General features: G+C 65.2%; 19 protein-coding genes and 1 pseudogene. 14 read left to right on the forward strand and 6 right to left on the reverse strand.

Annotation, left to right across the window (positions count from 1 at the left end):
• Positions 1-13: 13 nt before the first annotated feature.
• The 3 genes from X742_RS144065 to X742_RS144055 all read right to left on the reverse strand — a co-directional run bounded on the left by X742_RS144065 (position 14) and on the right by X742_RS144055 (position 3,237).
• On the reverse strand, positions 14-217 hold the full coding sequence (locus X742_RS144065) for a hypothetical protein (RefSeq protein ID WP_023774636.1): 204 nt from the start codon (positions 215-217) through the stop codon (positions 14-16).
• A gap of 192 nt (positions 218-409) precedes the next feature.
• Positions 410-1,618, reverse strand: a complete 1,209-nt coding sequence (locus tag X742_RS144060) for an NAD(P)/FAD-dependent oxidoreductase (RefSeq protein WP_023774637.1) — start codon at positions 1,616-1,618, stop codon at positions 410-412.
• A 95-nt stretch (positions 1,619-1,713) separates the two neighbouring features.
• Positions 1,714-3,237 carry a hypothetical protein gene (locus tag X742_RS144055; RefSeq protein ID WP_023774638.1) on the reverse strand — a complete coding sequence of 508 codons (1,524 nt, stop codon included), beginning with the start codon at positions 3,235-3,237 and terminating at the stop codon, positions 1,714-1,716.
• Positions 3,238-3,501: 264 nt separating this feature from the next.
• On the opposite strand from X742_RS144055, the gene X742_RS144050 reads away from it, so the two are divergent.
• Both X742_RS144050 and X742_RS144045 read left to right on the forward strand, forming a co-directional pair.
• Complete coding sequence (locus X742_RS144050; RefSeq protein ID WP_031248421.1) at positions 3,502-5,634, forward strand: Wzz/FepE/Etk N-terminal domain-containing protein; 2,133 nt, start codon at positions 3,502-3,504, stop codon at positions 5,632-5,634.
• A gap of 1 nt (position 5,635) precedes the next feature.
• Positions 5,636-6,982, forward strand: a complete 1,347-nt coding sequence (locus tag X742_RS144045) for a VpsF family polysaccharide biosynthesis protein (protein WP_023774640.1) — start codon at positions 5,636-5,638, stop codon at positions 6,980-6,982.
• Between the two features lie 69 nt (positions 6,983-7,051).
• On the opposite strand, the gene X742_RS144040 is transcribed toward X742_RS144045, so the two are convergent.
• Together X742_RS144040 and X742_RS144035 are read right to left on the reverse strand one after the other, a co-directional pair.
• Positions 7,052-8,320, reverse strand: coding sequence for a cellulase family glycosylhydrolase (locus X742_RS144040; RefSeq protein WP_023774641.1), 1,269 nt, complete (start codon positions 8,318-8,320; stop codon positions 7,052-7,054).
• A complete protein-coding gene (locus X742_RS144035; protein WP_023794554.1) occupies positions 8,317-9,486 on the reverse strand; it encodes a DUF1972 domain-containing protein in 1,170 nt (389 codons plus the stop codon). Before X742_RS144035 ends, X742_RS144040 begins: the two co-directional genes overlap by 4 nt.
• 441 nt (positions 9,487-9,927) lie before the next feature.
• Between X742_RS144035 and X742_RS144030 the strand changes: the two genes are divergently transcribed.
• The 11 genes from X742_RS144030 to X742_RS143980 all read left to right on the forward strand — a co-directional run bounded on the left by X742_RS144030 (position 9,928) and on the right by X742_RS143980 (position 23,008).
• The gene (locus X742_RS144030; protein ID WP_023774643.1) at positions 9,928-11,097 is read left to right on the forward strand and encodes a glycosyltransferase; all 1,170 of its coding nucleotides are present in this window, start codon (positions 9,928-9,930) and stop codon (positions 11,095-11,097) included.
• Positions 11,094-12,395: a hypothetical protein gene (locus tag X742_RS144025; protein WP_023794555.1), complete on the forward strand. Its 1,302-nt coding sequence runs from the start codon at positions 11,094-11,096 to the stop codon at positions 12,393-12,395. Before X742_RS144030 ends, X742_RS144025 begins: the two co-directional genes overlap by 4 nt.
• A 9-nt stretch (positions 12,396-12,404) precedes the next feature.
• Positions 12,405-13,625, forward strand: a complete 1,221-nt coding sequence (locus X742_RS144020) for a GNAT family N-acetyltransferase (RefSeq protein WP_023794556.1) — start codon at positions 12,405-12,407, stop codon at positions 13,623-13,625.
• 109 nt (positions 13,626-13,734) lie between these two features.
• The gene (locus tag X742_RS144015) at positions 13,735-14,883 is read left to right on the forward strand and encodes a GNAT family N-acetyltransferase (RefSeq protein ID WP_023774646.1); all 1,149 of its coding nucleotides are present in this window, start codon (positions 13,735-13,737) and stop codon (positions 14,881-14,883) included.
• 112 nt (positions 14,884-14,995) lie between these two features.
• Entirely contained in the window at positions 14,996-15,220 is a 225-nt protein-coding gene (locus X742_RS144010; RefSeq protein WP_015316844.1) for a hypothetical protein, read from the forward strand.
• Between the two features lie 94 nt (positions 15,221-15,314).
• Positions 15,315-17,804: a DNA ligase D gene (gene ligD / locus X742_RS144005; RefSeq protein ID WP_023774647.1), complete on the forward strand. Its 2,490-nt coding sequence runs from the start codon at positions 15,315-15,317 to the stop codon at positions 17,802-17,804.
• A 324-nt stretch (positions 17,805-18,128) separates the two neighbouring features.
• A complete protein-coding gene (locus X742_RS144000; RefSeq protein ID WP_023774648.1) occupies positions 18,129-19,034 on the forward strand; it encodes a Ku protein in 906 nt (301 codons plus the stop codon).
• On the forward strand, positions 19,031-20,164 hold the full coding sequence (locus tag X742_RS143995; protein ID WP_023774649.1) for a tetratricopeptide repeat protein: 1,134 nt from the start codon (positions 19,031-19,033) through the stop codon (positions 20,162-20,164). The genes X742_RS144000 and X742_RS143995 overlap by 4 nt, the downstream gene beginning before the upstream one ends.
• An 88-nt stretch (positions 20,165-20,252) precedes the next feature.
• On the forward strand, positions 20,253-20,897 hold the full coding sequence (locus tag X742_RS143990) for an alpha/beta family hydrolase (protein ID WP_023774650.1): 645 nt from the start codon (positions 20,253-20,255) through the stop codon (positions 20,895-20,897).
• 6 nt (positions 20,898-20,903) lie between these two features.
• A complete protein-coding gene (locus X742_RS143985; RefSeq protein WP_023774651.1) occupies positions 20,904-21,674 on the forward strand; it encodes an exodeoxyribonuclease III in 771 nt (256 codons plus the stop codon).
• A 140-nt stretch (positions 21,675-21,814) separates the two neighbouring features.
• Positions 21,815-23,008 (forward strand): hypothetical protein, encoded by a 1,194-nt coding sequence (locus X742_RS143980; protein ID WP_023774652.1) that lies wholly within the window; start codon positions 21,815-21,817, stop codon positions 23,006-23,008.
• Here the strand turns inward: X742_RS143980 and X742_RS1000000174945 are convergent, their stop codons facing one another.
• Positions 23,009-23,110, reverse strand: coding sequence for a hypothetical protein (locus X742_RS1000000174945; RefSeq protein ID WP_023774653.1), 102 nt, complete (start codon positions 23,108-23,110; stop codon positions 23,009-23,011).
• A gap of 327 nt (positions 23,111-23,437) precedes the next feature.
• On the opposite strand from X742_RS1000000174945, the pseudogene X742_RS0138275 reads away from it, so the two are divergent.
• Positions 23,438-23,838: pseudogene (locus X742_RS0138275) on the forward strand (WD40 repeat domain-containing protein); the annotation flags it as partial.

The following is a 23,838-nucleotide window of genomic DNA, read 5'->3' on the forward strand; positions in this document are numbered from 1 at the left end:
CCTTGAGATCGCGTCAGGGTTCTGCGTGGTCCGATAGCTCGGCGCGATGACCGGTCTGCCAACTGGTGAGTTGGCGCTCGGCCTCTGATATGGTCACGCTCATCAAGCCGTCAAATTCGGCCATGGCTTCCATATGCCCATGATCAATGATGGATTTGCGAAGAATGCGCATTGCCAGAATAGCATCCTGCAACGCGCGGTCGATATTCTTGACCATGACAGGATCTCCTGCGGGAATAACCTGTCGGCAAGCCGCTTGTTCCCACCGAACGGCACTCGATCTGCTTTTTGAGCGCCGTTTCCCGATGAAGCGCTCCGGCGGTTTCCTTCTCCGGTAGGCGGGTAGAGGTGCTGCCTCGAGGGCAGAACCACGGAAGTGCCTTTATGACGATAAGGGGTGGGAAACCCCTCACGCCATGCCCGGCTGCCGCCGCATTCCCAAATGGCGCACCTTGCGGCCGATGATCATCAGCCTGCGTGCCGTGTTGTTGCGCAGGCGCCGCGCGCGCCATTCCAGCCCGGTTTCGGTGGTGATCCGCCTGGCGTAGATGCTCACACGCATGCCGGCCTCATCGGAGGCCCGCTTGACCGGATCGTCATAGAAGGCGGCGATCTTGTCCGCCGCCATGCCTGGCGTCTCCAGCCAGCGTGGAATGTGCACGGAATGGAGCTGATCGACGTCGATCATAACCCGCCCTATGCCGACGCCCGGCGTCGGGCATGTCGTCCAGAACGCGTCACCGATGAAGACGACCCCGTCGCGGCGATGGCCTTGCGTCGTGGTAAGGTTGATCTGCCGGACCTCGACGGGACTTGAGACAGCGAAGTTGCCGCATTGGGCCGATATTTCAGGCATCAATTCGCAAAGCATCTTCCGCGGATCGGCCCGAAAATCCCTCGTCCATTGTTCGGCCACGGTGCGATAGACGAACATGTTGGCCCGCATCTTGTCGCCGAGGGGAAAGACGGTGATGTAGGCGACGCGGTCGCTGGCCCGCCTGCCGTAGCAGGTGACGGCCTGGTAGACGCATTCGCGCGGCGGAATGGCGAGGTCGAAACCCATCGACAGCGAATGAGCTTTCGATTGCTCGACCCGCTCGACGCCGATGGCGCGCCGCACCGCTTCGCTGTGACCGGTGGCGACCACCAGCAGGCGAGCCGTGATGACCCTGCCGTCGTTCAGCACAAGGCGCTGCCGATCCGGCCCGGTCGAGACCTCGGCGACCTTGCCGACGGTTATCGGCACTTGCGGAGGAAGGGCATCGCGCAGCCCGTTAATCAACGCGGCATAGGAAAATGCGTATTCGGGCCTGCGCTCACGCGCGAACAATTGGCCAAGGCGGAAAACATGAATGTCGTCAAACGGCGTGACGAGCCGCATGATCGTTTCGTCGAGGCCGAGCTTCTCGAACAGCCGTATCTGATCGCTACCGATTTTCTCGGCCCGGAACTCTTCGTGATGAACGCGGTGCGGATCGATCAGTGCCACCTTGCGGCCGGCTTTTGCCAACACGGTTGCCAGCGTGGTGCCGGCCATTCCAGCGCCAACGATCGCGACGTCGACTTCGGCCGGGACAGCGTCGACGGTTGTCATCTCGCTGCCCTTCATGCTGGTCATCTTCTGTCTCCACAATCCGTGGTGGAAAATATCTTCCGGACCATAATCAACCTCAAGCAACCAGCGCGGGTGGCCGGTAGTAACAAACGTTTAGGTTAACCACGGCCACCTCTTTTCCAGCGCGGCGCGATCGCCGAGCCGTCGATGAACTCCAGGCCGCCCGCCTCGTTGAGCGTGTGCAGCTTACGCCCACTCCATAGCGCGCCGGGGGTTAAGATCGTCTCGACATGCTGCTCCATGCCGTTCAAATCAAGGTGAGTGACGCGTGCGATGCCAAGGGCGCCGCCGTAGCTCCCGCGGCAGTCCTGTACCGGACGCAGCAACTGGCCGTTGCGTTCGACCATGCGTCCGGCCGGCCGCGCCGAGGCGATGTCGATCAGCACCGGGTTCCTGGGATGCGGCGTCCAGGGGCCGCGAAAGTCCGGCGCCGACCACAGATGCAGCGCGTCGGAGAAGGCGCCGCCGCCGTGCCGGGCGCTGCCTTCACCGTCCCGAACGGTGGCGAACAGCCACCACGAGCCGCCATGCTCGACCAAGGTGGCGTCGCTGGCGACGATGTCGGACAGCAGCGTCGCTTCCTTGACCCATCCGCCCGGGAAGGCGGTGGCGCGGTAGAGATCCACCGTCCGGTTGGCGCAGCTTTCGGGCACCATCCAGACCTCGTCGTCACGCTCGAAGACGAAGGGGTAGGAGAGGTGGTAGGGCAGATCGAGCACCGGCTCCGGACGGCCGATCGGCCCCGACGGACCAAACGGCACGGCGGAAATGATGGCTCGGCCCAGGCGGTGGATATAGTCCTCGACGAACAGGGTTACCTGTCCTTGATGAAGGATAGGGAACGGATCGGCGTAGAAGCGGCTGCCGTCGTCGGGCAGCTCATGCCAGCCCGAGGCCGGATGCGCGCGCAGGTCGAACAGATCCCGCCCGCCGGTTTCGCGCCAGCCGACCTTCCAGTGCGGGGCGTTGTAGCAGAGATGGTAGACCTTCTGGACGATGCGCCGCGCCAATGCCTTGCCCGCCCTGACGCCGAGCTTGCCGGCCGAGGGCAGCGAAGGCGGCCCCCTGCCGTCCACCGGCTCGGGCAGGACGGGTAGGGCGCCCCGCGCCGCGCCTGTCACCGCCGCCAGGATCAGGCTTGCCGTGCGCGCCAGCATGTCCTGGAACGAGGCGAGCGCGATGCCACCATATTCGGTCCCCAGGCGTCCTTCGGCGACGACGCCGCCGTTCTCCTCTATGCGGGCCCGCGGGGTCCGGCCATCGAGGATCGACGCCAGCAGGGCCGCTTCGCCGCCGGCGCCGTCATAGGTCACATGCCATACGCGTGTTCCCTCTATTGGCACATCGCCGCAGAGGTCGACCACGAGGTCGGGCGCGGCGGCGGGGTGCGTGCGGTAGGGTGCCAACGCCGACAAGGGCAGGCGCTTGGCCAGTCCGTCCGCGGGCAAGCCATGGATGACCGTTTCAAGCTGAAACAGTGCCGCGACGCTGCCCGGAATGCAGCTCCCGGCTGGGCGTGCGTCGACGCTGACCGCGATCTCGGCGAGCGCGGCAAGGCGCTGCAGCAGCAGCAGGTGAAAAGCACGGAGGCAGTCGCTGTCCAGGCGCAGGCTCACCCGCATGTCGCACCCCAAGAATTCTGATGTTCGGTATTGGCCAGTGTTCGATTCTTAGGCCCGATCTGGTGGGGCGACGGTCGGACTGGCATTCGTTTCCCGCTCGCTTGCGCCCTGTCAACATGGCCCATGCCTCTGCTACGCAAACTCCGTGCCAAAAACCAAAAGAGCTCCCAACATAATTAACAGTGTTTTAACAGTTGGAGTAATAGCTAGGCTGAAGCCGCAATTTAAGCTTTTGGGGCACATGGAGTGTTGTCGGAGCGACCTTTGCAATCATCCCTGCTCTCGTTGCCGCAACAACACGCTCCCGAGGTGATGCAATATGCGCCGGAGCCACCGCCGGCCGCGTCCTATCCGTCCTCGACCGTCGAGCTGGGTGACCTGAAGCGCATTCTGGTGCGCCGCCGTTTCCTGATCCTCGCCACCGCCGCGCTGCTGACCCTCGCGGCGCTGCTCTATGGACTGTTCACCCCGGCGCTTTACAGCTCGGCGGCGGAGATCATCGTCGATCCGCAGGACCTGCAGGTGGTCACCAACGACGTCAATCCGAGCCGCGTTCCACCCGATGGCGGCATCACCATGGTGGAAAGCCAGGTTGCCGTCGTCCAGTCGAGCGGCGTGCTGCTCAGGGCAATCGCGGCGACCAACCTGACCGACGACCCGGAATTCAACGGGCAGGGCGGATTGTTGAACCGCCTGCTCGGCGGCGTGCTAGGCTTGGGGTCGGCCGAAACCGACAAGACGGGAAAGACGCTCGATGCGTTGCGCCGGCGGCTTGCGGTCAAGCGGGCCGACAAGGTGCTGGTCCTCGACGTGATCGTAACCGCCAAGAGCGCCGACAAGGCGGCGAAGCTCGCCAATGCCATCGCGCAGGCCTACCTGGCCGATCAGGCGAGCGCGCGCGCGAAGATGGCCACGGATGCTTCCGACTCGATCACGGCGCGGCTGGACGAACAGCGCAAGCGCGTCCAGCGGGCCGAGAATGCGGTCGAGGCCTACAAGTCGGCCAACAATATGGTGATGGCCGCCGGCAATCTGGTCAGCGACCAGGAACTGACCGAGATCAACACGCAGCTCGCCGCCGCACAGAGCCGCACCGCGACGCTGAAGGCGCAGGTCGACCAGTTGCGCCGGTCCGGCGGCGCGCCCGACGCGACCTCGGAAGCGATGCGCTCGGCGGTGATTTCGAGCCTGCGGGCGCAGGAGGCGACACTTGTCGACCAGGTTTCGCAGCTCGGCACGGAGCTCGGGCCGCGCCATCCTTCGATGATGGCGGCCCAGCAGCAATTGCGCGACACGCGCGCGCTCATCGCGCGGGAACTCGGTCGTATCGGCGCCGCCGCCGAAACCGACTACGAGCGGGCGCTGGCTAACCAGCAGGCGCTGGAAGCGAAGGTCGCGGGCATGAAGAGCAAGTCGCTCGACACCGACCAGGCCTCGGTCAAGCTGCGCGAACTGCAACGCGATCTCGAGGCGGTGCGCTCCGTCTATGCCACCTATCTGCAACGGGCGCAGGAAACGCGCGAGCAGGTCAATGTCGACAGCACCAATGCGCGCATCATCTCCGACGCCATGCCGGCCCTGAAGAAGAGCTGGCCGCCGCTGTTGCTGTTGGTATTCGGCGCGTTCTTCGGCGGGCTGGGGCTCGGCACCGGCATGGCGCTGATCGCGGAATACTCGTCGCCGACGGTGCTTTCCAGCGCGCAGATGCAATCCGCCATCGACGCGCCCGTGGTGGGCGTGCTGCCGGCAAAATCAGCGCGCCGTCGCTGGTGGCCTTTCGGCGGCGCCGCCGCGCCGGCCGGACAGAAGATGGACGCGGTTGCCGGCCTGGCGTTGAGACGCCTGTTCTCGTCCAGCCGGCGTCCGCCGAACTGGCCGCTGGTACCGTCCATCCTGGTGACGTCGGCGCCAGAAGACTCCGCGCAGCGGGGCCGGGTGGCGCGCCTGCTGGCCAATGCGGCGGCTGCCAGGGGCAGCCGTGTCCTGTTCATCGACACCAACAATGCCGGCGGCAGCCAGAAAGAGCCGCAGCCAGGTCTCCTCGACGTGCTGCGCGGCGAATACGCGTTCGAAGCGCTCAGCCAATACGCGCCCGGCAGCAACGTCGCGCTTCTGGGGAAGGGTCGGCCGAAGGCTGCCTTTTCCGAGGCGCAGGGCGTCTATTTCACACAGCATATGCTGGCCCAGGCGAGCCGCAATTTCGAACTCGTCGTCGTCGACGGCGGCGCGCTGGCCGACAATCTCAACGCCTCACCGCTGGTCGCCATGGTCGACGAGATCGTGCTCGTCGCCACGCTGAACGCGACGCCGATGCGCGATATCACGGCGGCCTCGCAAGCCATTTCCGTCATGGGGCGGTTGCCGACCGGCGCCTTGCTGGTCGACGAGGCGGCCTGACATGGCTGCCATCCGGGGCGCCGCCCGGTCCGCCACCCCGGCGGCGGGCTGGGCCGGCCAGGGTCAAGCCCCGACCGCGCCCCGCACCGGCAATTCCGTTGACTGGGTGACCGGCTACGGCCTGGTCGCGGTGGTGGCGCTGCTGTTCAGTATTTCGGGTGGCATGCTGTGGCTGGTGGGCTACAATTACGACGGCCTGACCGGCAATCCGGCGACCAAGATCCATCCTTCCACCTATCTGCTCGTGCTGATGTTCGCCTGGCGCGCCTGCACGTTCGGCAACCCGGTCGGCTACATGCTAACCATCGCCGACAGGCGGCCGGCCAGCGCGCTGCTGGCCGTCATGTCGATCATGCTGCTGGTCGTCGTCATCATCAGGCAACGCCCCGGCATGGCCGGCATGATCGACACGTTCGTGGCGGCGGCGCTGCTGGTGATGATGCTGGCCGAGGCCGACGAAAAGACGTTCGCCCGCATGCAAACCGTGGTGCACGCGGTGATGACGGTGAACGCGCTGCTGGCGCTGTTCGAGTTCGCCACCAAGACGCTGGTCTTTCCCTACCGGCTCGACGGCGAGGTGTTCATGAACGACCTGCGCTCGACGGCGCTCCAGGGCCATCCTCTGTCCAATGCCACGATCACCTCGATCTATGTGCTGGCGCTGCTCTCCGGTTCGAAATCCCTGTCCATGCCGCTGCGGCTCGGGCTGATCGGCCTGCAATGCGCGGCGCTGGTCGTATTTGGCGGGCGCTCGGCGATGGTGACGACGATCGCGCTCGGCGGCATCTATCTGCTTTTCAGCGGCGTGGCTTATCTGCGGCGAGGGCGCATCAGCCTGCCGGGTGCCGCCCTTGCCGTCATGCTCGCCTCGCTGTTGCCGGTCGTGGTCGTCATGCTGTTCTCCTACGGCTTCTTCGACGCGCTGCTGGAGCGCTTCGTGTCGGACAGCGGCAGCGCCAATGCCCGCGTCGAAATGTTCGAGTTGTTCAAGCATTTCGAACCGCGCGACCTGATCGTGGGGCCCGACATCGATCTCATCGAAAGCCTGCGCCGCATCAACGGCCTCGAACAGGGCATCGAGAACCCGATCATCCGCCTGCTCCTGTATCAGGGCGCCTTCTTCACCCTGCTGTTGTTTTTCGGCTTCGTGCTGTTCATGCACGAAGTGGCGCGCCGCTGCCATCCCGGCATCTGGCTGACTATGCTGGGCTGGCTGATCCTGCTCAACACCTCCGAAAGCCTGGCGTCCAAGACGACGCTGATGACCAAGTTCGTGGTGATAGCGCTGGCGCTTTACAGGCCGGTGAAGGTGGCGGGGCGTCCGGGCGCGCAAGGTGTGCCGAGGTAGCGCTCTACGGCGCGCTCCCCCTGTCCTGGCGGACGGGGGACAAGGAACTCGGCCGCATCTGGAAGGCGCTTATTCCGGCATACTCAACCCCAATGCATCCACCATCGCCGGGTCGAGCGAGCGGGTTTTGTCGTCCATCATGCCCATGCCGTCGAACAGGTCCCAGAAGGCCCACGGGAAGCCGGATGCCTCGGCGCTCTGCCTTACATCGGCGATGTAGCGGGCGCGGTCCGGGTTGGGGGCGGCGACGTAGCGGGCGTCGGTGCGGAGCGCGCCGAATTCGCCCATGATGACGCGCGTCGGCGCGATGCCATGGCTGTCGGCCCAGCCGCGCGCCTGGCCGATATATTTGTCGACGAACCAGCGATCGGGCCTGGCGTCGAAATAGACCGTCAGCACGCGTTCGGTTTCGGCATAGGCGGCCTGCTTGTCGGCTTCCGAGGTTTCGGTGTCCCCGGCCATGCGGGCCCTGACCGAGGCCAGCGTCCGTTCGAGCGAACCGGCGGAGGCCGGCCACGGCACGTTGTTGAGCGCGCGGTAGACGGGCTCGCGCATCCAGGGTGCGCCCTGATGGCTGAACAGATAGGGTTCGTAGAAATGAAAGGTGAACAGGATCGGCTCGAAGGCCGCCAGCGGTTCCGGATCGAGCGCGGCAAGCCCGCTCACCATCGAGCCGCAACCGCCGGTGACGACAAGCGGCAAGGTCGACGACGATGCCCTGGCTGCCGTCAAAAGCGCCGCCTGGACCAGAGACCAGACGTTTGACGAGCAGGATTGCGGCGGCTCGTTGACCGGTTCCAGCGCCACCATGCCCGACGGGAACCGCTGCAGCCTGCCGGCAAGCGTGCCCACCAGCGCGCGATAGGCTTCGAATTCGGGCGCGGCGGTGCTGGAAACCATGCGGTCGGGATTCCAGTAATGGGTGGCGCCGTTGGCCTGCACGTTGACGATGATGCCGAGATCCGCATCGATGACTGCCGCGACGGCATCGTCCAGCATCGCCAGCAATTTTGTGCGCGTGGCGGCATCGGCGGCCAGGAAAGGGCCGGGATCGACCGGCAGGCGGACGAAGTCGAGCCCGGTCCGGCGCAGCCGGCGAAGGTCGTCCGGTGTCGGCACCGGCCGCTGCGATTGGAAGGGCGGCCAGTCATAGTCGGTGCGCGGCGCGGGAAACTCGCGTGTGAGCGCGAACCAGGGCCAGGCGTTGACGCCGTGGCGAAAACGCCATTCGCCGGCGGCGGCCGGCGCGGGCGATGCGGCCGAGAGTGCTGCCGTTGCGGGCACCAGCGCCGTCGACAGCGCGGTCCTCAGCAGCCGCCGTCGCGACCAGCCCGTCATACGGCTCCGGGCGAGGGACGGTCGACTGGCTGGGCAGCGGCGGCGCTCACCCCCAGAAGGCGGTAGGCTTCGGTTTCATAGGCAAGCAGGACATCGTCCCAGCGGAAAGCTTCGTTGGCGCGGGCCCTCGCGGCCGCGCCGCAGGTCCTGACCAGCGCTTCATCTTCCATCGCCTGCCGCATCCGCTCGGCGCAACTCTGCCGGTCGGTGAAGAAGATGGCGGCCGCGCCGGCGGTCCATCTGTTGTAGGGATTGTCATGGGCGATGACCATGTTGCCGGCGGCCAGCGCCTCGACCAGCGACGGGTTGGTGCCGCCGACGGTATGGCCATGCAGATAGGCGCGCGCGTGAAAACGCAGCGCCTTCACCGCCGCCTGGTCGTAGATCGCGCCGGGCAGCACCACCGAGGCGTTCGCCGCCTTGCGGACGGCGACATGGTAAGGGATATCGGGGGAAAGCGTGCCCAGCACCACCAGCTTCATGTCGCGCTTCCGGCTGCAGAAGGCCTCGACCATCGGCAGGATGTTGTTGTCGGGCTCGATACGCGCGATCGAGATCAGGTACTCGCCAGGCTCCAGGCCGAGCGCGCGCACCGACGTCTCCGGTGCCGATGTAACCGGGTCGGCGCCGTAGGTGATGGTGGCGATGGCGCTGCGCGGCCGGCGGGTCGCCAGGTGATCCGCGATCACCGGATGGTCGGCGACCAGGCGGTGCGAGGCCCAGGCGCCTATCCATTCGTTTAGCCAGAACCACGCGCGCGCAGCCACACCCCATTTGGGCCGGCGCCACTCGATGCCGTCCATGTTGGTGATGATCTTGCGCCGCATCAGCCTCAGCCAGGTCAGGAAGATCGCGCCATTATAGCCGAGCACCAGGCAGATGCCTGGCCGCCGGGCGGCGTCGAGCACGCATTGCCAGTCGAATTCCAGTGTCGCGCGAGGGCCTTTCGAGGCGACCTGGATATGGATGAGATCGATGCCGTTCCAGGTGTCGACACGTACCCTTTGGTCGACCCGCTCGACCTCCTCCTGGCAATAGACGCCGACCTTCCAGCCGCGCCCGGCCAGAAACAGCGCGAGCTTCTCGGCGAAGGTTTCAAATCCACCATGGGCCGCTGGAATGCCGCGCGTCCCGAGAATCAGGATGGTGGGCATTTCAGGTCTCATGGCTGCTGGCGCTTTCAAATCCGCTCGATTCCGCAATGCGCGGGCCGTCCCCTCTGAAAACCCAGCCCAGCGATATCCGTGCCAGACTCAGTTCCAGCTATCATGGCACTGGGGTGTAAAATATTTCTTCCAGCGGCCGGAGTTGTTTCACTATCGGTCAACTATCCCAGCGTATGTGTATCGAAACAAGGCAATGCCGCGACCGTGCGACCCGCGGACAGAGAAATCAGGGCCGGCATGATCCTTGCTCATGGACTTCTGTGCGCCACATCGGCGGAGGACGTGCGGCATTTGGTATGGTGATCCGGGTTCTCCATCCACTCGTCACCATGACGGCAACAAGTGAAGTCCAAAGGGGTGTTGGGCTTGAAGTCTCCACTCGCCTGTTCCGTCAGGCGGCGGGATCGTCAAACTACCCCTGGCAGAAAGATGCATGGGAATATGCGGATTGCATGCGTCCATCAGGGCTATGAACTCTATGGTTCCGATCGCAGCTTCGCGGAGAGCGTCGCTGCGTTGCGCGCCGCGTTTCCGTCAGCCGACATTGAGGTCGTCCTGCCGCGCAGCGGACCGATCGTGCGGATCCTCGAACCGCATGCGACCCGGATCGTCTTCGAGCCGCTCTGGGTGCTGAGGCGACAGGCGATTGCGCGCCTTGCCACCGTCGAGATGGCGCGGCTGCCGGTCGCGGTGCTGAGGGCCTGGCGGCGGCTTCGGAATTGCGATCTGACCTATGTCAACACCTCGATCGTGGCCGATTATGCGCTGGCCGCGCGCCTGCTACCGCACAAGGCCGTGCTGCACATCCACGAAATTCCCGAAGGCACCATGCGCAGGATCCTTGTCGGCCTGATGCACTGGAGCCATGCCGATCTCATCTTCAACTCGCGCGCCACCCGCGCCGCGTTCGGGGAGCCTAGATCCGCGCGCTCCTATGTTGTCTATAACGGCGTTGCGGGCCCGGCCGCGGCCGAAGCGACGACCTATGACGGCAAGCGCCCGCTCAAGGTGCTGCTGCTTGGCCGCATCAACAGGATCAAGGGCCAGGAAGTGCTTTTGGAGGCGATCGCCTCGTTACCGGCGGAACTGAAGTCGAGGATCGAGGTGCGGCTGGTCGGCGGCGCCTTCGAAAGTACCGAGCGCGAACGCGCGCTCGCCGAACTGGTCAGCAGCATGGGGCTCGGCGGACGCGTCAGCGTGCTGCCCTTCATCCCCGATCCCTCCGAGCATTATCGCTGGGCCGATATCGTCACGGTTCCCTCGCGGCGTCCCGAATCCCTCGGCCGCGTCGCCATCGAGGCGATGGCCTATGGCCGGCCGCCGCTGGTGTCGGCGATCGGCGGGTTGGTCGAGGTGGTCAGCGACGGTGAGACCGGTTGGCATGTTTCGCCCGGCGATGCCGCCGCCCTTGCAGCCAAATTGGAGGAAATCATCCTGCGGCCCGAGGCCTGGCGCTCCTTTGTCGCCGCCGGGCGGGCGCGCTACGAGGCGGTCTTCAGCGAGCCGATCGCGGCGGCGGCGATCGCGGCGATAGCCGGGGACAAGCTGAAGGCAGCTATCGCCAGGCCGGGGCGGACGGCAACCGCCCGCCAGGCGGAGACACGGCCGTGAAACTTCCTGGCCATCTGGTGCGGCGTCTCGTGCTGATGATCGGCGGCGAGGCGATGCAGAGCGGCTTCCACTTCGCCCTCAACATCGCGCTGCTGCACATGCTTTCGGCGCAAGGCTACGGCCTCTTTGCCATCGGCATGGTGATGGGCGGCGTCGGCCTGTCCTACATCAGGTCGCTCACCGCCGTTCCGGCCTCGATATGGATGGGCAAGAGCACCAACAGCGCCGGCGTCGATGCCTATGACGTCGCCTTCGGGACGGCGGCGCTGGTCGTTGCCTTGCTGATGGCCGTCGGCACGGCGATCGTGATGCGTCTCTTGGGCGACCCTAGCGGAATTGCCGCGGGCTGTTTCGTTGGCGCATGGTCGCTGCGCAGCCACATGCGCACGGCCTTCTTCGCGCGCCGCCAGCAGGTGATCGTCTCCCTCAGCGATGCCGCCTTCACCTTCGCCGGCACGGTCATGGCCGGCCTGGCGATCTGGCTGGCCAAGGATGCGCTGCAGACCGTGTTCTATGCGCTTGCGGCGGCCAATGTGTTTGGCATCTTCGTCCTGGTCAGGCTGGCGCGCCGCACGATGCGCATCAGCTTCCGCATGCCGACGCGGCGGCGCTATGCAAGGCTGTGGTCCCAGCTCTGCTGGTCGGCATTCAGCGCCACCACCACCAACATCCAGGGACAATGCCTGGCGCTGCTGGTCGCGGGCATTGCCGGGCCGGCCGCCTATGCGCCGCTGGCGGCGGTGCTGGTGTTGTTCGCGCCGCTGCGGATCAGCAGTCTTGCCTTCGTGAACATGACGCAGCCCGAACTCGCCAAGCTGATGCGCAACAACGAGACGCGCCGGGTCTGGGCGCAGGCAAAGCTGTGGGCCGTTGTCATGGGGCTTGGCGCGGTCGTCTATGGATGCGCCATCCTGGTCGTACTGCCGATGATAAAGTCCCAGGCTCTCCAGGACGCGTCGGTGGGATTCATCGGGCTTTTCGTGATCGCGAATTTCGTCCCGATCATGCTCTACATCATGCCCCGCATCGTGCTCGAGATAATGGGTGACTTCCGCATCGTCGCGTTCATCACCCTGGGCGGCGCCATCGTCGGGCTGGCGTTGATCGCCATCGTGCTGTCGATCGCCTCCCCGCCATGGGCGCTGCTGGGTTCGGCGGTGTCCGAGATCTTCGTGCTCGTGGCATCATGGTATTTCGTGCATCACCGCATGTGGAACATCGAACACCCGGACCAGCAGCGCGACAGCCGCCTGGGCTCCTGGCGGCGGGCGGTTTCGTTCGCCGCGGTAAAGCGATAGGAGAAGGATGTGACAGGCCACGCAGTGCAAATTGCCGCGATGACCGACTTGCCTGGCGGGCAGGTCTCGCATCCCACCTCCATCGCGGCGAACGACGCCTATACGGCAAAACTGCACACCAGCCTCGAGGCGGTCAGGCCACTCTGGCTGCGCTTTCAGGAAAGCGGTGTGTGCACCGGCCACCAGAATTACGCCTGGGCGGAAGGGATCGCCACGCGGCTGCTGCCGGAAAGCGCCGAACTCCTCATCGTCGAGGTGGGCGACGCCACGACTGGCGAACCCAGGATGCTGGTGCCGCTGATGCGGCGCAGGGCTTTCCATCATTGGGTGGTCGAATGGTTGAGCTGCGGTGTCTGCGACTATTCGGCACCGCTGCTGGCCGATGCCAGCCCGTGGACGCGACAATCCGCGCAGGCTGCGTGGGCGGCGGTGCGCTCGGCGCTGCCGCCGGCGGACCGCGTCCACATCGTGGGGATTCCGCGACAGATCCAGGGCGTCGCCAATCCGCTGGCCTTGCTGTCGGCCACACGCGATTCCATCCAGACCACTTTCGGCCTCGCCATCGATGGCGACCCTGAAACAGTGCTCAAGCGTCTCTGCAGGCCATCCTTCGCCAAGGAATTCGGCAAGGACTGGCGCCGCCTCGAACGGGTTGGCGGCGTGGAACTGGTCGAGGCCGGGGCGCCGGCCGAGGTTGACCGTATCTTCGGCGAACTGGTGCGGATGCGGCTCGACCGCTTCCGCGAGCTTGGTCGCTTCGATCTGCTGACCCAGGAGAACATCGTCGAGTTCTACCGGAACGCGGCTATTCAGGGCCTGTTGGACGGTTCGGTGCGGCTTTTCGGGCTGCTCGTCGGCGAGGCTCTGATCGCGGTTCAATATCTGCTCGTGCATCAAGGGACTGTTCATGCTCTGCTGATAGCAATGGACCAGGGCGTCGTGCCCAATGTCTCGCCGGGGCTTGCAATCATGGGCAGGTTGATCGGCTGGGCGCGCGAACGAGGCTTTGGATATTTCGACCTGTCGGTCGGCAACCAGAGCTACAAGGAACATATGGGCGCCAAGGGTTCGGTATTGGTCGAACTCTGCCATGGGTACACGATGCGGGGCAGTGTGGCCTCCACCGCCATCGAGTTCCGCAGGCGGGCCGAGGCTTTCGTACGCTCCAGCCCAAGGCTGCTCAACGCGGTCAAGGGAACGATGCGGGGTTTTCGGCGCCTGCGTGGATGATGCCCATGCGCCCCAGAACGAATGGGAGAGGCATGTGGCAAGCCAGGCAGTGCGGTTGGTCGCGACGGCGGATGCACCGGTTCAACCAATTTCTCCGGCTAGAGCAGGCATGGGCGCCACCGCGCGCTATACGGCGCGGCTGCACACCAGCTTCGACACCGTCAGGCAGCTCTGGCACCGTCTTGAGGAGACCGGTTTGTGCACCGGCCACCAGGGCCTTGCCTGGGTGGAAGGCATTGCCGGGAGGCTGATGCCCAAAGGCGCCGAGCTGCTCGTCGTCGAGGTCAATGATGCCGCCACGGGCGCGCATGTCATGCTGCTGCCGCTGACGCGGCGCCGGGCGCTCGGCCACTCCGTGATCGAATGGCTGAGCCACGGCGTGTGCGATTATTCGGCGCCGCTGCTGGCCGATGCCAGGCCTTGGACCAGGCAAAGCGCCGACGCCGCCTGGGCCGCGGTCCGCGCCGTGCTGCCGCCGGCCGACCGCATCCATATTGCAGGGATTCCGCGAGAAATCCACGGCGTGCCCAATCCGCTGGCGCTGCTTTCGGCGGCGCGCGACTCCATCCAGATCGCCTCCGGCCTGGTCATGGACGGCGAGCCGGAGACGCTGGTCAAACGTATCTGCAAATCGTCCTTCACCAAGAATTTCAACAAGCACTGCCGCCGCTTCGAACAGCTCGGCGGCCTCGCATTGGTCGAAGCCGAGACGCCTGAGATGATCGATGAGCAGTTCGGCAGGCTGCTGGATCTCAGGCTCAACCGCTTTCGCGAACTCGGGCGCTTCGACCTGCTGACGCAGGCGCCTATCGTGGAGTTCTACCGCAACGCCGCCTTGCAGGGGCTTTCCGACGGCTCGGTGCGGCTGTTCGGGCTGCGCGTCGGCCAGGCCTATCTCGCTGTCATGTATGTGCTCGTCATGAAGGGCACCTTGCACGCCCTGCTGCTAGGGATCGACCAGGAGGCGGTGCCCAACGTCGCGCCGGGCCTGACGATGATCGGCAAGCTGATGGTGTGGGGACGGGCGCAAGGGCTCGGCTATTTCGACCTCTCGGTCGGCGGACAGGGATACAAGCAGCAGATCGGCGCCTCGAACTCGGTGCTGGCCGAACTGTGCGAGGCGATGTCGCTGAAGGGCAGGGGCTCGACCGCCTATATCAGGCTGCGCAGCAAGACCGAGCTGTTCGTGCGCTCCAAGCCGCGGCTTTACAAGGCCGTGCAGGGGGTGATGCACCGTTTGCGGCGGTTGAAGAACTGAAGGATGCCGCCCGCGAAATTGACAGGCGCGCGCGTCTCCGCCATCCTTGGGGCCAGTCGCCGGGCCGCCAAGAGCGGCCGAGTTCCGTGTCAGGCGACCGAGGGTGAAGCGCATGTCGACTGCCGTGAACGGCCAGAACTCCAAGCGCGCCGCGGTGCGCAAGGCACTTGACCGCCACAAGGTCTACGTCACCGCGCAGCGCTTCTCAGGCGGCACCTACAGTGCGCGCGTGCTGGTCGACGGCGAGGCCTACTGGGTGGATGAGTTCCGGCTGAGCCAGTTGCAGCAGGGTTTGTCGCCGGCCGAGCTGGAGCTGACGCCGGCGACCGACGACTGAGACCACGTGAAAAATCGCGAGCGGTGCCAACGTAGCGCCCTACGGCGCGAAGGAACGAGGCGGTTGTTGGTTTCCGCCAGACTCGGCTTTTGACATGCCGCCCGCCAAGCTCACATCCTATCGCGCCAAACGCGAATTCTCGAAGACGCCGGAGCCGGCCGGCGGGCTGATGACCGGGAGCGGCAACCGCTTCGTCATCCATAAGCATCACGCCACCGCGGACCACTATGATCTGCGCCTGCAGGTCGGCGATGTCTTGAAAAGCTGGGCGGTGCCGCGGGGGCCCTCGCTCAACCCAGCCGACAAAAGGCTGGCGGTGGAGACCGAGGACCATCCGCTCGAATACATCGATTTCGAGGGCGTCATTCCCGAAGGCGAATATGGCGGCGGGCCGATGATCGTCTGGGACAGCGGCAGCTGGGCGCCGATGGACGATGTCGACAAAAGCCTGCGCACCGGCGCCTTCAAGTTCCGGCTGGCCGGCGAAAAGCTCAATGGCGGCTGGATGTTGACCCGGCTGAAGCCAAAGCCCGGCGAAGACGAGGACAAGAACAACTGGCTGCTGTTCAAGGAGCGCGACCTCGCCGCCGACACGGGGCTGAATATCCTCGAAGCGCGACCGGAAAGCGTGAAATCCGGCCTGCGCATCGAGGAGCTGGTGGCGCCGCCTAGCCCGGCCGCGAAGTCCGCGCCAAAGCCCGGTTCGCTGAAGCCGGGCGACCTGCCGGGTGCGGCCAAGGCGCCGGCGCTGAGCCGCATCGAGCCGCAACTGGCGAGCCAGGTGCCGAAGCCGCCGGGCGGCGAAAGCCTTGCCGAGAATACGAACGAGCTCTGGCTGCATGAGATCAAATTCGACGGCTACCGCACGATGGCGCATGTTTCCGATGGGGAGGTGCGGCTGATCACGCGCGGTGGCATCGACTGGACGAGACGCTATGGCGACTTGCCACATGCGTTCGCCAAGCTGCCGTGCCGCGAGGCGACCGTCGACGGCGAGATCGTCGTGCTCGACGCCAAGGGCATTTCCCGCTTTGCGCTGTTGCAGGACGCGCTGGCAGCGGGCGCCGGCAGCAAGCTGCATTTTTACGCCTTCGACCTGTTGCATCTCGACGGCTGGGACCTGATGAAGGTGCCGCTCATCCGGCGCAAGGCACTGTTGGCCGAACTGCTTGGCGGGCTTGGCGCCAACTCCGCGATCCAGTTCTCCGACCATGTCGAAGGTTCGGGGCAAGCGCTTTACGACCAGGTGACGGAACTCGGCCTGGAGGGCGTGGTCTCCAAGCGCGCCACCTCGATTTATCAGAGCGGCCGCACCAAGAACTGGACCAAGACCAAGGCGCTCGAAAAGGACGATTTCGTCATCGCCGGCTACACCACTTCGGATGCGGCCGAGGGACTGGCCGCGCTCGGCATGGCCGAGTGGGTGGACGGCGAACTGCACTATCGCGGCAAGGTCGGCACCGGCTTCGATGCCGGGACCGCGGCCGACCTGCTGGCCCGGCTTGAGCCGCTCACATCAGGCGCTACGCCGCCGGAAGGCGTGCCGCGCGAAATCATGCGCGAGATGCACTGGGTCAAGCCGCTGTTTTCGGCGCGCATCCATTTTGCCAACCGAACCGCGGACAATTCGTTGCGCCACGGTGTGTTCCGGGGCCTCAGGGATGTCGGCCTGTCGACGCCGGTCTCCTCGACCCGCAAGCGCCTGATCGCCGAAGCCGATCTCGCCACCATCTGGGTGACAAACCCGACGCGGAGGCTGTTCGGCAAGACCGGCCCGACCAAGCTAGACATCGCCGTTTATTACGCGCTGGTCGGCGATTTCATGCTGCCGCACATCCTTGGCCGCCCGGTGTCGCTGGTGCGCTGCCCGACCGGCCTGCCCAAGGACTGCTTCTTCCAGCGTCACGCGTTCACAGGCATGCCGCCTTCGGTGGTGACATTCCAGGCGACCAATTCAGAGGGCGAGACCAAGTCCTATCTCTCGGTCGAGGGCGCGAAGGGCTATCTGGCGCTGGCGCAGTTCGGCGTCGTCGAGTTCCACACCTGGGGCACGCATCGCTCGAGCCTCGACAAGCCCGACCAGATCGTCCTCGACCTCGACCCAGGCGAGGGGATCTCCTGGCGCGAGGTGGTGGAGGCCGCCATCCACATCAAGGGCGAGCTGGAGGGGCTTGGCCTGGTGCCGTTCGCAAAGACCTCCGGCGGCAGCGGTATCCACATCACCGTGCCCGTGAGGCAAAAGCAGAACTGGAAGAAGCTGCATCAGGCAACCAGCGCCATATCAACGCATCTAGCGGCCACCGCGCCGGACACCTTCACCACCACAATGGGCAAGGAAAACCGCAAGCGGCGCATCTTCATCGACTATCACCGCAACGCGCGCGGCCACACCTCGGCGGCGCCCTATTCCTTGCGCGCCCGCACCAACCTGCCGGCTTCGACACCGGTGAGCTGGGCCGATCTGGAGGCGATCGATGCACCGCAGGATTTGAATTATTCGTCGCTGCCGGGGTTGCTGGAGACGTCGGGCGATCCGTGGGCCGAGATTGACGGGTTTGCCAGGGATTTGCCTGTGGTCTCGTAGAGGTAAACGGCTTCGAGGCGCCCTTCGACGACCAGGGCTCCTGAAACTCTAGGGTCCGTGCGCGTCGCTTCGCTCCTTGCTTCGCTTTGGGATGACGAAGCATGGGAGCGTTCGCTGTGGTCGCCAGCGTGTCGGCTCAAACTCCATCGACGCTTCCGACAATTTGAATTATTCTCCTCCCGTGGCCTCCAAAGCCGGCGGGAAGACTTCGTCAGGGATTTGCCGGTATTGTGCGGGTCGGTGTAGGAGTCGCGCAGCCTTGTTCGTCCTTCGGACGAAGCGCTGCGAAGTAACAGTCAGTGCATGGCCGCGTAGGAGTTCATCATGGCGCCCAGGGCAAGTTGGAAGGGTTACCTCAAACTCAGTCTCGTCAGCTGTCCGGTGCGGCTATACCCCGCCACCAGCGCCAGCGAGCGCATCTCGTTCAACCAGCTGCACAAGAAGACCCACAACCGCATCAACATGAAGCCGGTCGACCCTGAACTCGGGCTCGTCGAGCGGGCGGATCTGGTCAAGGGCTACGAGTACGAGGACAAGCAGTACATAATCATCGACGATGCCGACCTCGACACGGTGCGCATCGAATCCAACCACACAATGAACATCGAGGCCTTCGTCGATGAGGACGAGGTCGACGTCATCTACCAGGACGCGCCCTATTACATGGCGCCGGACGGGGCGATGGCGGAAGAGACTTTCGCCGTGCTGCGCGAAGCGATGCGCAAATCCGGCAAGCTCGCCATCGCCCGGCTGGTGCTGTCCAGCCGCGAGCGCGTGGTGACGATCGGCGCGCGCGAGAACGGGATGTTCGTGTGCACGTTGAGGAACCCGAACGAAGTGCGCGGCACTGCTGAATATTTCGGCAACATTCCGGCCGGCAAGCCTGATCCGGAAATGCTGCAGCTTGCCGAAGCGCTGATCAAGCAGAAGGAAACCACCTTCGATCCGAAGAATTACGAGGACCGCTACGAGGTCGCGCTGATGACGATGATCCGCGAGAAGCTGAAGGGCCATAAGCCGATCATCGCGGCGGCACCGGAGCGCGGCAACGTCATCAACCTGATGGATGCGCTGAAGGCCAGCCTGTCTCAGTCGAAGCCGCCGGCCAAGTCGAAGAGCAAGGCCGACGAAGCCGACAAGCCGGCCACGAAGAAGGCGGCTGCGGGTGGCGCGCCTGAAAATCCGCTCAAGGCCAACCTGCTCAAGGCGGTCGGCAAGAGCAAGAAATGACGGCACCGGCCGTTCTGGGCGCTGTCTTCGGCACGATCGGCGCTCTGGCGGCGTTTCCACTCAGGCTCGCCGCCCGCGAGGTGGAGCGCCAGCACGGCCAGCTCAGGCGCGGCGTCACCCGGCGCACCACGCATGTCGTGTTCGGACACGCGTTGTTGGTCAAGGCCGGGCTGACCAAGGCCGGACTTACCAAAAATAACGATAGCGAGATCGAACGCCGCCTCGGCACCGAGCGCGCGGCCGGGCGCATTCTGATGAGCGAGAACGGTTTCCTGCGGCTGCTCGGGCTGATGAAGGCGCCCGAGGCGTCTTCACTGTCGCGCCAATCGCTGATCGATCAGTCAAGGCTGTCCGGCCCCGATCTCGACCGGCTCAGCCTGTTCGATGCCTTCGAGCATGATGGCGAGCCCTACTCCTTCCGCGACCTGATCCTGGCGCGCAAATATGCCGGGCTGATCGCCGGGGGCGCGACATGGGGCGCGATCGCGCGCTCCGTCCACCGCTCCGGCCCGGTGGCCTCGCTCACCGCCAAGTCGCTCAATGTCGGCTCGCAGCACGGCCGCCCCGACGCGATCTACCTCGAAGGCGGCCAGAGCGAGCTCGACGGGCAGCTGCTGTTCGATCTCGGTGCCGCGGCACAAGGCGACGAGACGCTGGAAGATTTGTTCGCCGAGGCCGAGGCCGCGGAGGAGGGCGGCGACCATGACGGGGCCACCGCACTCTACCAGCGCTGCCTCGCCATCGATCCCACCGACGCCATCGCCGCCTTCAACCGCGCCAACTGTTTGCGCGGGTCTGGTCGCGTGGCGGAAGCCGCGCACGATTATGCCAGGGCGATAAAGCTCGATCCGGCCTTCGTCGAAGCCTGGTTCAACCTCGCCGGGCTGATGAGCGAGCAAGGCCGCGACGCTTCGGCGCGAAGGCATTTGCAGAAGGCGATCGCGCTCGACAAGACTTATGCCGATCCGGTGTTCAATCTGGCGCGGCTGGAGTTTGACGCGGGCAATCTGCTCGAGGCGCGGCGGCTGTGGATGCGGTACCTGGAGCTCGACGCGGAGTCGGAATGGGCAGGGGTGGCGGCCAGGGGTGTGCAGTTCGTGGACATGCAGCTGGCGAAGGCGGCGGGGTGACGATGGTTGGCGGAGGCCGCGATAACAGCCGATCTCCACCCTCGTGGGGTGAGGTTGGCAGTTTCGCCGTCGCGCGGGGTGTCACAACATGACCAGCTTCCTCTTCGATGGCCACGACACCGCTCCCGTCACCATCCTGCTGGCCCATGGCGCCGGCGCTTCAATGGACTCTCCCTCCATGACAGCCACCGCGAAGGCGCTCGCCGCCGCGGGCTTCCAGGTCGCGCGCTTCGAGTTCCACTATATGGCGGCGCGCCGCTACGGTCAGCGCAAGCCGCCGCCGCGCGCCGAGACAGTGAACCCGGAATACATCAAGGCGATCGCCGACCTCCGGGCGAAGGGTGTAGCGGGCAAGCTCATCATCGGCGGCAAGTCGATGGGCGGGCGGGTCGCCTCAATGATCGCCGACGAGATGTTTTCCAAGGGCGAGATCCTAGGACTGGTCTGCCTCGGCTATCCCTTCCATCCGCCTGGTAAGCCCGAGCAATTGCGGACAAAACATCTCACGGGGCTGAAGACGCCGACGCTGATTTTCCAAGGCACGCGCGACGAGTTCGGCACGAAGGACGAGGTCGCGACCTACAACCTTTCCGACGCCATCGAAGTGATCTGGCTGGAGGACGGCGATCATGATTTGAAGCCGCGCAAGAGCATTTCGGGTTTCTCGACCGCGGATCATCTGACGACGCTAGCGGAGACGGCGAAGGCTTGGATGGGTAGGATCGCGCCCTAATCCCCAATGAAGATCGCCAGCTTCAACATCAACAACGTCAACAGCCGGCTGGACAACCTGCTGGCGTGGCTCGGCGCCGCGAAACCCGATGTGGTCTGCCTGCAGGAACTGAAGGCGCGCGACACGCAGTTTCCGCGCACCGCGCTTGCCGATGCCGGCTATGGCGCGGTGTGGAAAGGCGAGCCGACCTGGAACGGCGTCGCCATACTCGCGCGCGGTTCCGAGCCGGTGCTGACCCGCGATGTGTTGCCCGGCGACGATGCCGACCGGCAGAGCCGCTACATCGAGGCCGCGGTGAACGGCATCGTCATCGCCTGCCTTTATGCACCGAACGGCAACCCGCGGCCGGGACCGAAATTCACCTACAAGCTCGCCTGGCACGCGCGGCTGGAGGCGCATGCCCAACAGCTCATCGACACCGGCCTGCCGGTGGTTCTGGCCGGCGACTACAATATCGTGCCCGAGCCGCGCGACATCTACGCCACACGCTCCTATGACGACAACGCGCTGGTGCAGCCGGAAAGCCGCGCCGCCTTCGCCGCGCTGCTCGAACAAGGCTGGACCGATGCGTTGCGCAAGAAATACCCGAAGGAGACGCTCTACACCTTTTGGGATTACCGCCGGAACCGCTGGCCACGCGACGCGGGCCTGCGGCTCGACCACATCCTGCTGTCGAAGACGCTCACCCGCCGGCTGAAAGGAGCCGGCATCGATCGTGACATGCGCGGTCAAGATGGCGCTAGCGACCATGCCCCGGTCTGGGTGGAATTGGGGTGAGGGATTTCACGTCCGTCAGCCGCGCACGCACCCTTTTCCGGGGGTTGTCTCTCGCGCTAAGCTGGACAGGATCGGCAAGGGATGGTTGATGCATTGCATTTGTGACAATGGCGAGCGGCTATCACCGAAGCCGGTCTGCCATGAGTGACCTCGCTCTTGTCGGCCTGCTTGTGGCGGTGCTTGCGATCATTGCCGCCGCGGTTGCCGCCATTCGGCTGTTGCGCAAGGCGCGCCTGCGCCGCCGCGCGCTGCGCCGGGCCGACCCGGCCAAGGACTACGCCGTGCGCACAGACTGGAGCCGCAGCACCGGCACCGTCAACTACTCGTCCTTCGTCTATTTCGACGTCGACCGCGACGGGAGCTACGGCGTGGCCGACCGGCCGATGGCCGGCATCATGGTGCGGCTGTTCGACGGGCAGGGTGGCTTTGTCGCGTCCTCAAGGACGAACAATGGCGGTTATGCCAATTTCGCCATGTCGACATCGGCGCTGACAGCTGCGATCCGCGTGCCGGCTGCCTACCGGTTCTCGGTCTCGGTGCCGCCGGGCTGGCGCTCGCCAAGCGCCAACGACACGCAGTCGACAGAGTTCCGGCTGGCGCCCGGCTCGCCCACCGGGCTGGTGTCGCCGGACCTGCCGCGGCCGGTCGGGCTGGCGCCGGTGCGCAGCCTGGCTGGCAGGCTGGCGGCAGGTGGCACCGCGACCCTGTCGGTGATGGCTCAGGGGCAGGTGATGGAGAGCCTGACGCTGTCGCCGGCTTGCGCCTTCCGGTTCGAGCTTGCCGACGACGCCGACACTGTGGTGATCACCGGCGGCGGGCTCGACCGCCGGCTGGTGCTGTCGCCTTACCCCACCGATCTCGGGTTGCTTTCGCCCCGGGCGACGGCGGATGAGGCGGCGGCGCGCACGATCGGCTTCGACGACGTCACCGGGCGCGGCTTCCGCAAGATCCCATGCGGCCATGCGGGGCTCGACTGGCGCAACCTGAACGCCATGGCGAATGACCACACCAAGGACAGCGAGGGCTATGTCAACGGTAATGTTTCAGGCGACCACGTGGCATACACCAGCAGCGGCTATCCGGCCGAGTTCAGCCGCGAGACGCCATTTGCCTTCCACTCGGTGCTGCTCAGCGCTGCCTGGCTGAAGGCGGAAGGCGAAACGGCGCTGATCGAAAGCTGGTCGGGCGACCGGTTGGTCGCCAGCGATGAAATGGTGCTGTCGGCGCTCACGCCGCTCCACTACGCCCCGATGCTCGGGGAGATCACCCGTGTCCGCCTTTCGACGAAACACCATTGGCAAATGGTCTTGGACGACCTGATGCTGGCGGGCTGATTACGTCGGCAATGAGGTCACCGAAGTGCCGTTGGTCGCGGCTGTGATCAATTTCAGATTGCCCTTCCTGATCAAAACGGGCCGCCTATAGATCTTCTTCATGACGCAAGCTCTCCACTATATCCCGGGCGGAGTGTGTCATAATGCCGCCCACTGTCAATATTTCGCCGGGGACGGCTCAATTCATATCGGCATCGACCGTGATAAATTGGACACTAGCCTTTATCGGCGTCGTCTGGTCGAACCGGAGATCGTGGCCACGATGGAGGCGGCGCAATCGACCTTAAGCTGGATTTTCTTGAGCAGGGTGGTCGCACATCTTCTTATACCGCGGCTGTCCGCGTTCCGTCTCACGCGAGGCTGGCGGCATTTTGCGATACGCTCATGACGCTGATAGTCTGACCCGAAGGCCCGGCGAGGGGATGCGCGATGAACAGGTTGGCTGACAGGGTGCTGGCGCTTGTCCTGGCCGTGCTCGCAGCTGCCTGTCTGGCCCAGGTCTATCCGCTGATCGAAATCCTAGCCGGGCGTGGCCTTGCCGGGCTCGATGCTGTCACGCCGCGGCCGGCGGCATATTCGGCGGCGGCACTTGCCTGTTTGATCGGCGCATTGCTGTTCCTGGCGGGCCAATTGCCCGGCCGGCCCGAGCACGCGGCCGGGGTGCCGCTGTTCGGCAGGGACGCCGAATTGGAGCCGGCGGGCCGCCCACGCCTGCGCCGGACTTTCCTGGTGCTGCCAGTGGTTGTCTTGCTGGCGTTGCTTGGCGACGGGTTCGGCTCGTGGCGGCCGCATGAGGGTGGCGAGCAAGTCGCCAGCGCGCCGCCCATGGA

It is taken from the genome of Mesorhizobium sp. LNHC229A00 (assembly GCF_000502415.1).
Classification (GTDB): domain Bacteria; phylum Pseudomonadota; class Alphaproteobacteria; order Rhizobiales; family Rhizobiaceae; genus Mesorhizobium.

Bases quoted from the DNA above. Each gene is read 5' to 3' on its own strand.
- X742_RS144065 (WP_023774636.1), bottom strand. From the start codon at position 217: ATGGTCAAGAATATCGACCGCGCGTTGCAGGATGCTATTCTGGCAATG.
- X742_RS144060 (WP_023774637.1), bottom strand. From the start codon at position 1,618: ATGACCAGCATGAAGGGCAGCGAGATGACAACCGTCGACGCTGTCCCG.
- X742_RS144055 (WP_023774638.1), bottom strand. From the start codon at position 3,237: ATGCGGGTGAGCCTGCGCCTGGACAGCGACTGCCTCCGTGCTTTTCAC.
- X742_RS144045 (WP_023774640.1), top strand. From the start codon at position 5,636: ATGGCTGCCATCCGGGGCGCCGCCCGGTCCGCCACCCCGGCGGCGGGC.
- X742_RS144040 (WP_023774641.1), bottom strand. From the start codon at position 8,320: ATGACGGGCTGGTCGCGACGGCGGCTGCTGAGGACCGCGCTGTCGACG.
- X742_RS144035 (WP_023794554.1), bottom strand. From the start codon at position 9,486: ATGAGACCTGAAATGCCCACCATCCTGATTCTCGGGACGCGCGGCATT.
- X742_RS144030 (WP_023774643.1), top strand. From the start codon at position 9,928: ATGCGGATTGCATGCGTCCATCAGGGCTATGAACTCTATGGTTCCGAT.
- X742_RS144015 (WP_023774646.1), top strand. From the start codon at position 13,735: ATGGGCGCCACCGCGCGCTATACGGCGCGGCTGCACACCAGCTTCGAC.
- X742_RS144010 (WP_015316844.1), top strand. From the start codon at position 14,996: ATGTCGACTGCCGTGAACGGCCAGAACTCCAAGCGCGCCGCGGTGCGC.
- ligD (WP_023774647.1), top strand. From the start codon at position 15,315: ATGCCGCCCGCCAAGCTCACATCCTATCGCGCCAAACGCGAATTCTCG.
- X742_RS144000 (WP_023774648.1), top strand. From the start codon at position 18,129: ATGGCGCCCAGGGCAAGTTGGAAGGGTTACCTCAAACTCAGTCTCGTC.
- X742_RS143995 (WP_023774649.1), top strand. From the start codon at position 19,031: ATGACGGCACCGGCCGTTCTGGGCGCTGTCTTCGGCACGATCGGCGCT.
- X742_RS143990 (WP_023774650.1), top strand. From the start codon at position 20,253: ATGACCAGCTTCCTCTTCGATGGCCACGACACCGCTCCCGTCACCATC.
- X742_RS143985 (WP_023774651.1), top strand. From the start codon at position 20,904: ATGAAGATCGCCAGCTTCAACATCAACAACGTCAACAGCCGGCTGGAC.
- X742_RS143980 (WP_023774652.1), top strand. From the start codon at position 21,815: ATGAGTGACCTCGCTCTTGTCGGCCTGCTTGTGGCGGTGCTTGCGATC.
- X742_RS1000000174945 (WP_023774653.1), bottom strand. From the start codon at position 23,110: ATGAAGAAGATCTATAGGCGGCCCGTTTTGATCAGGAAGGGCAATCTG.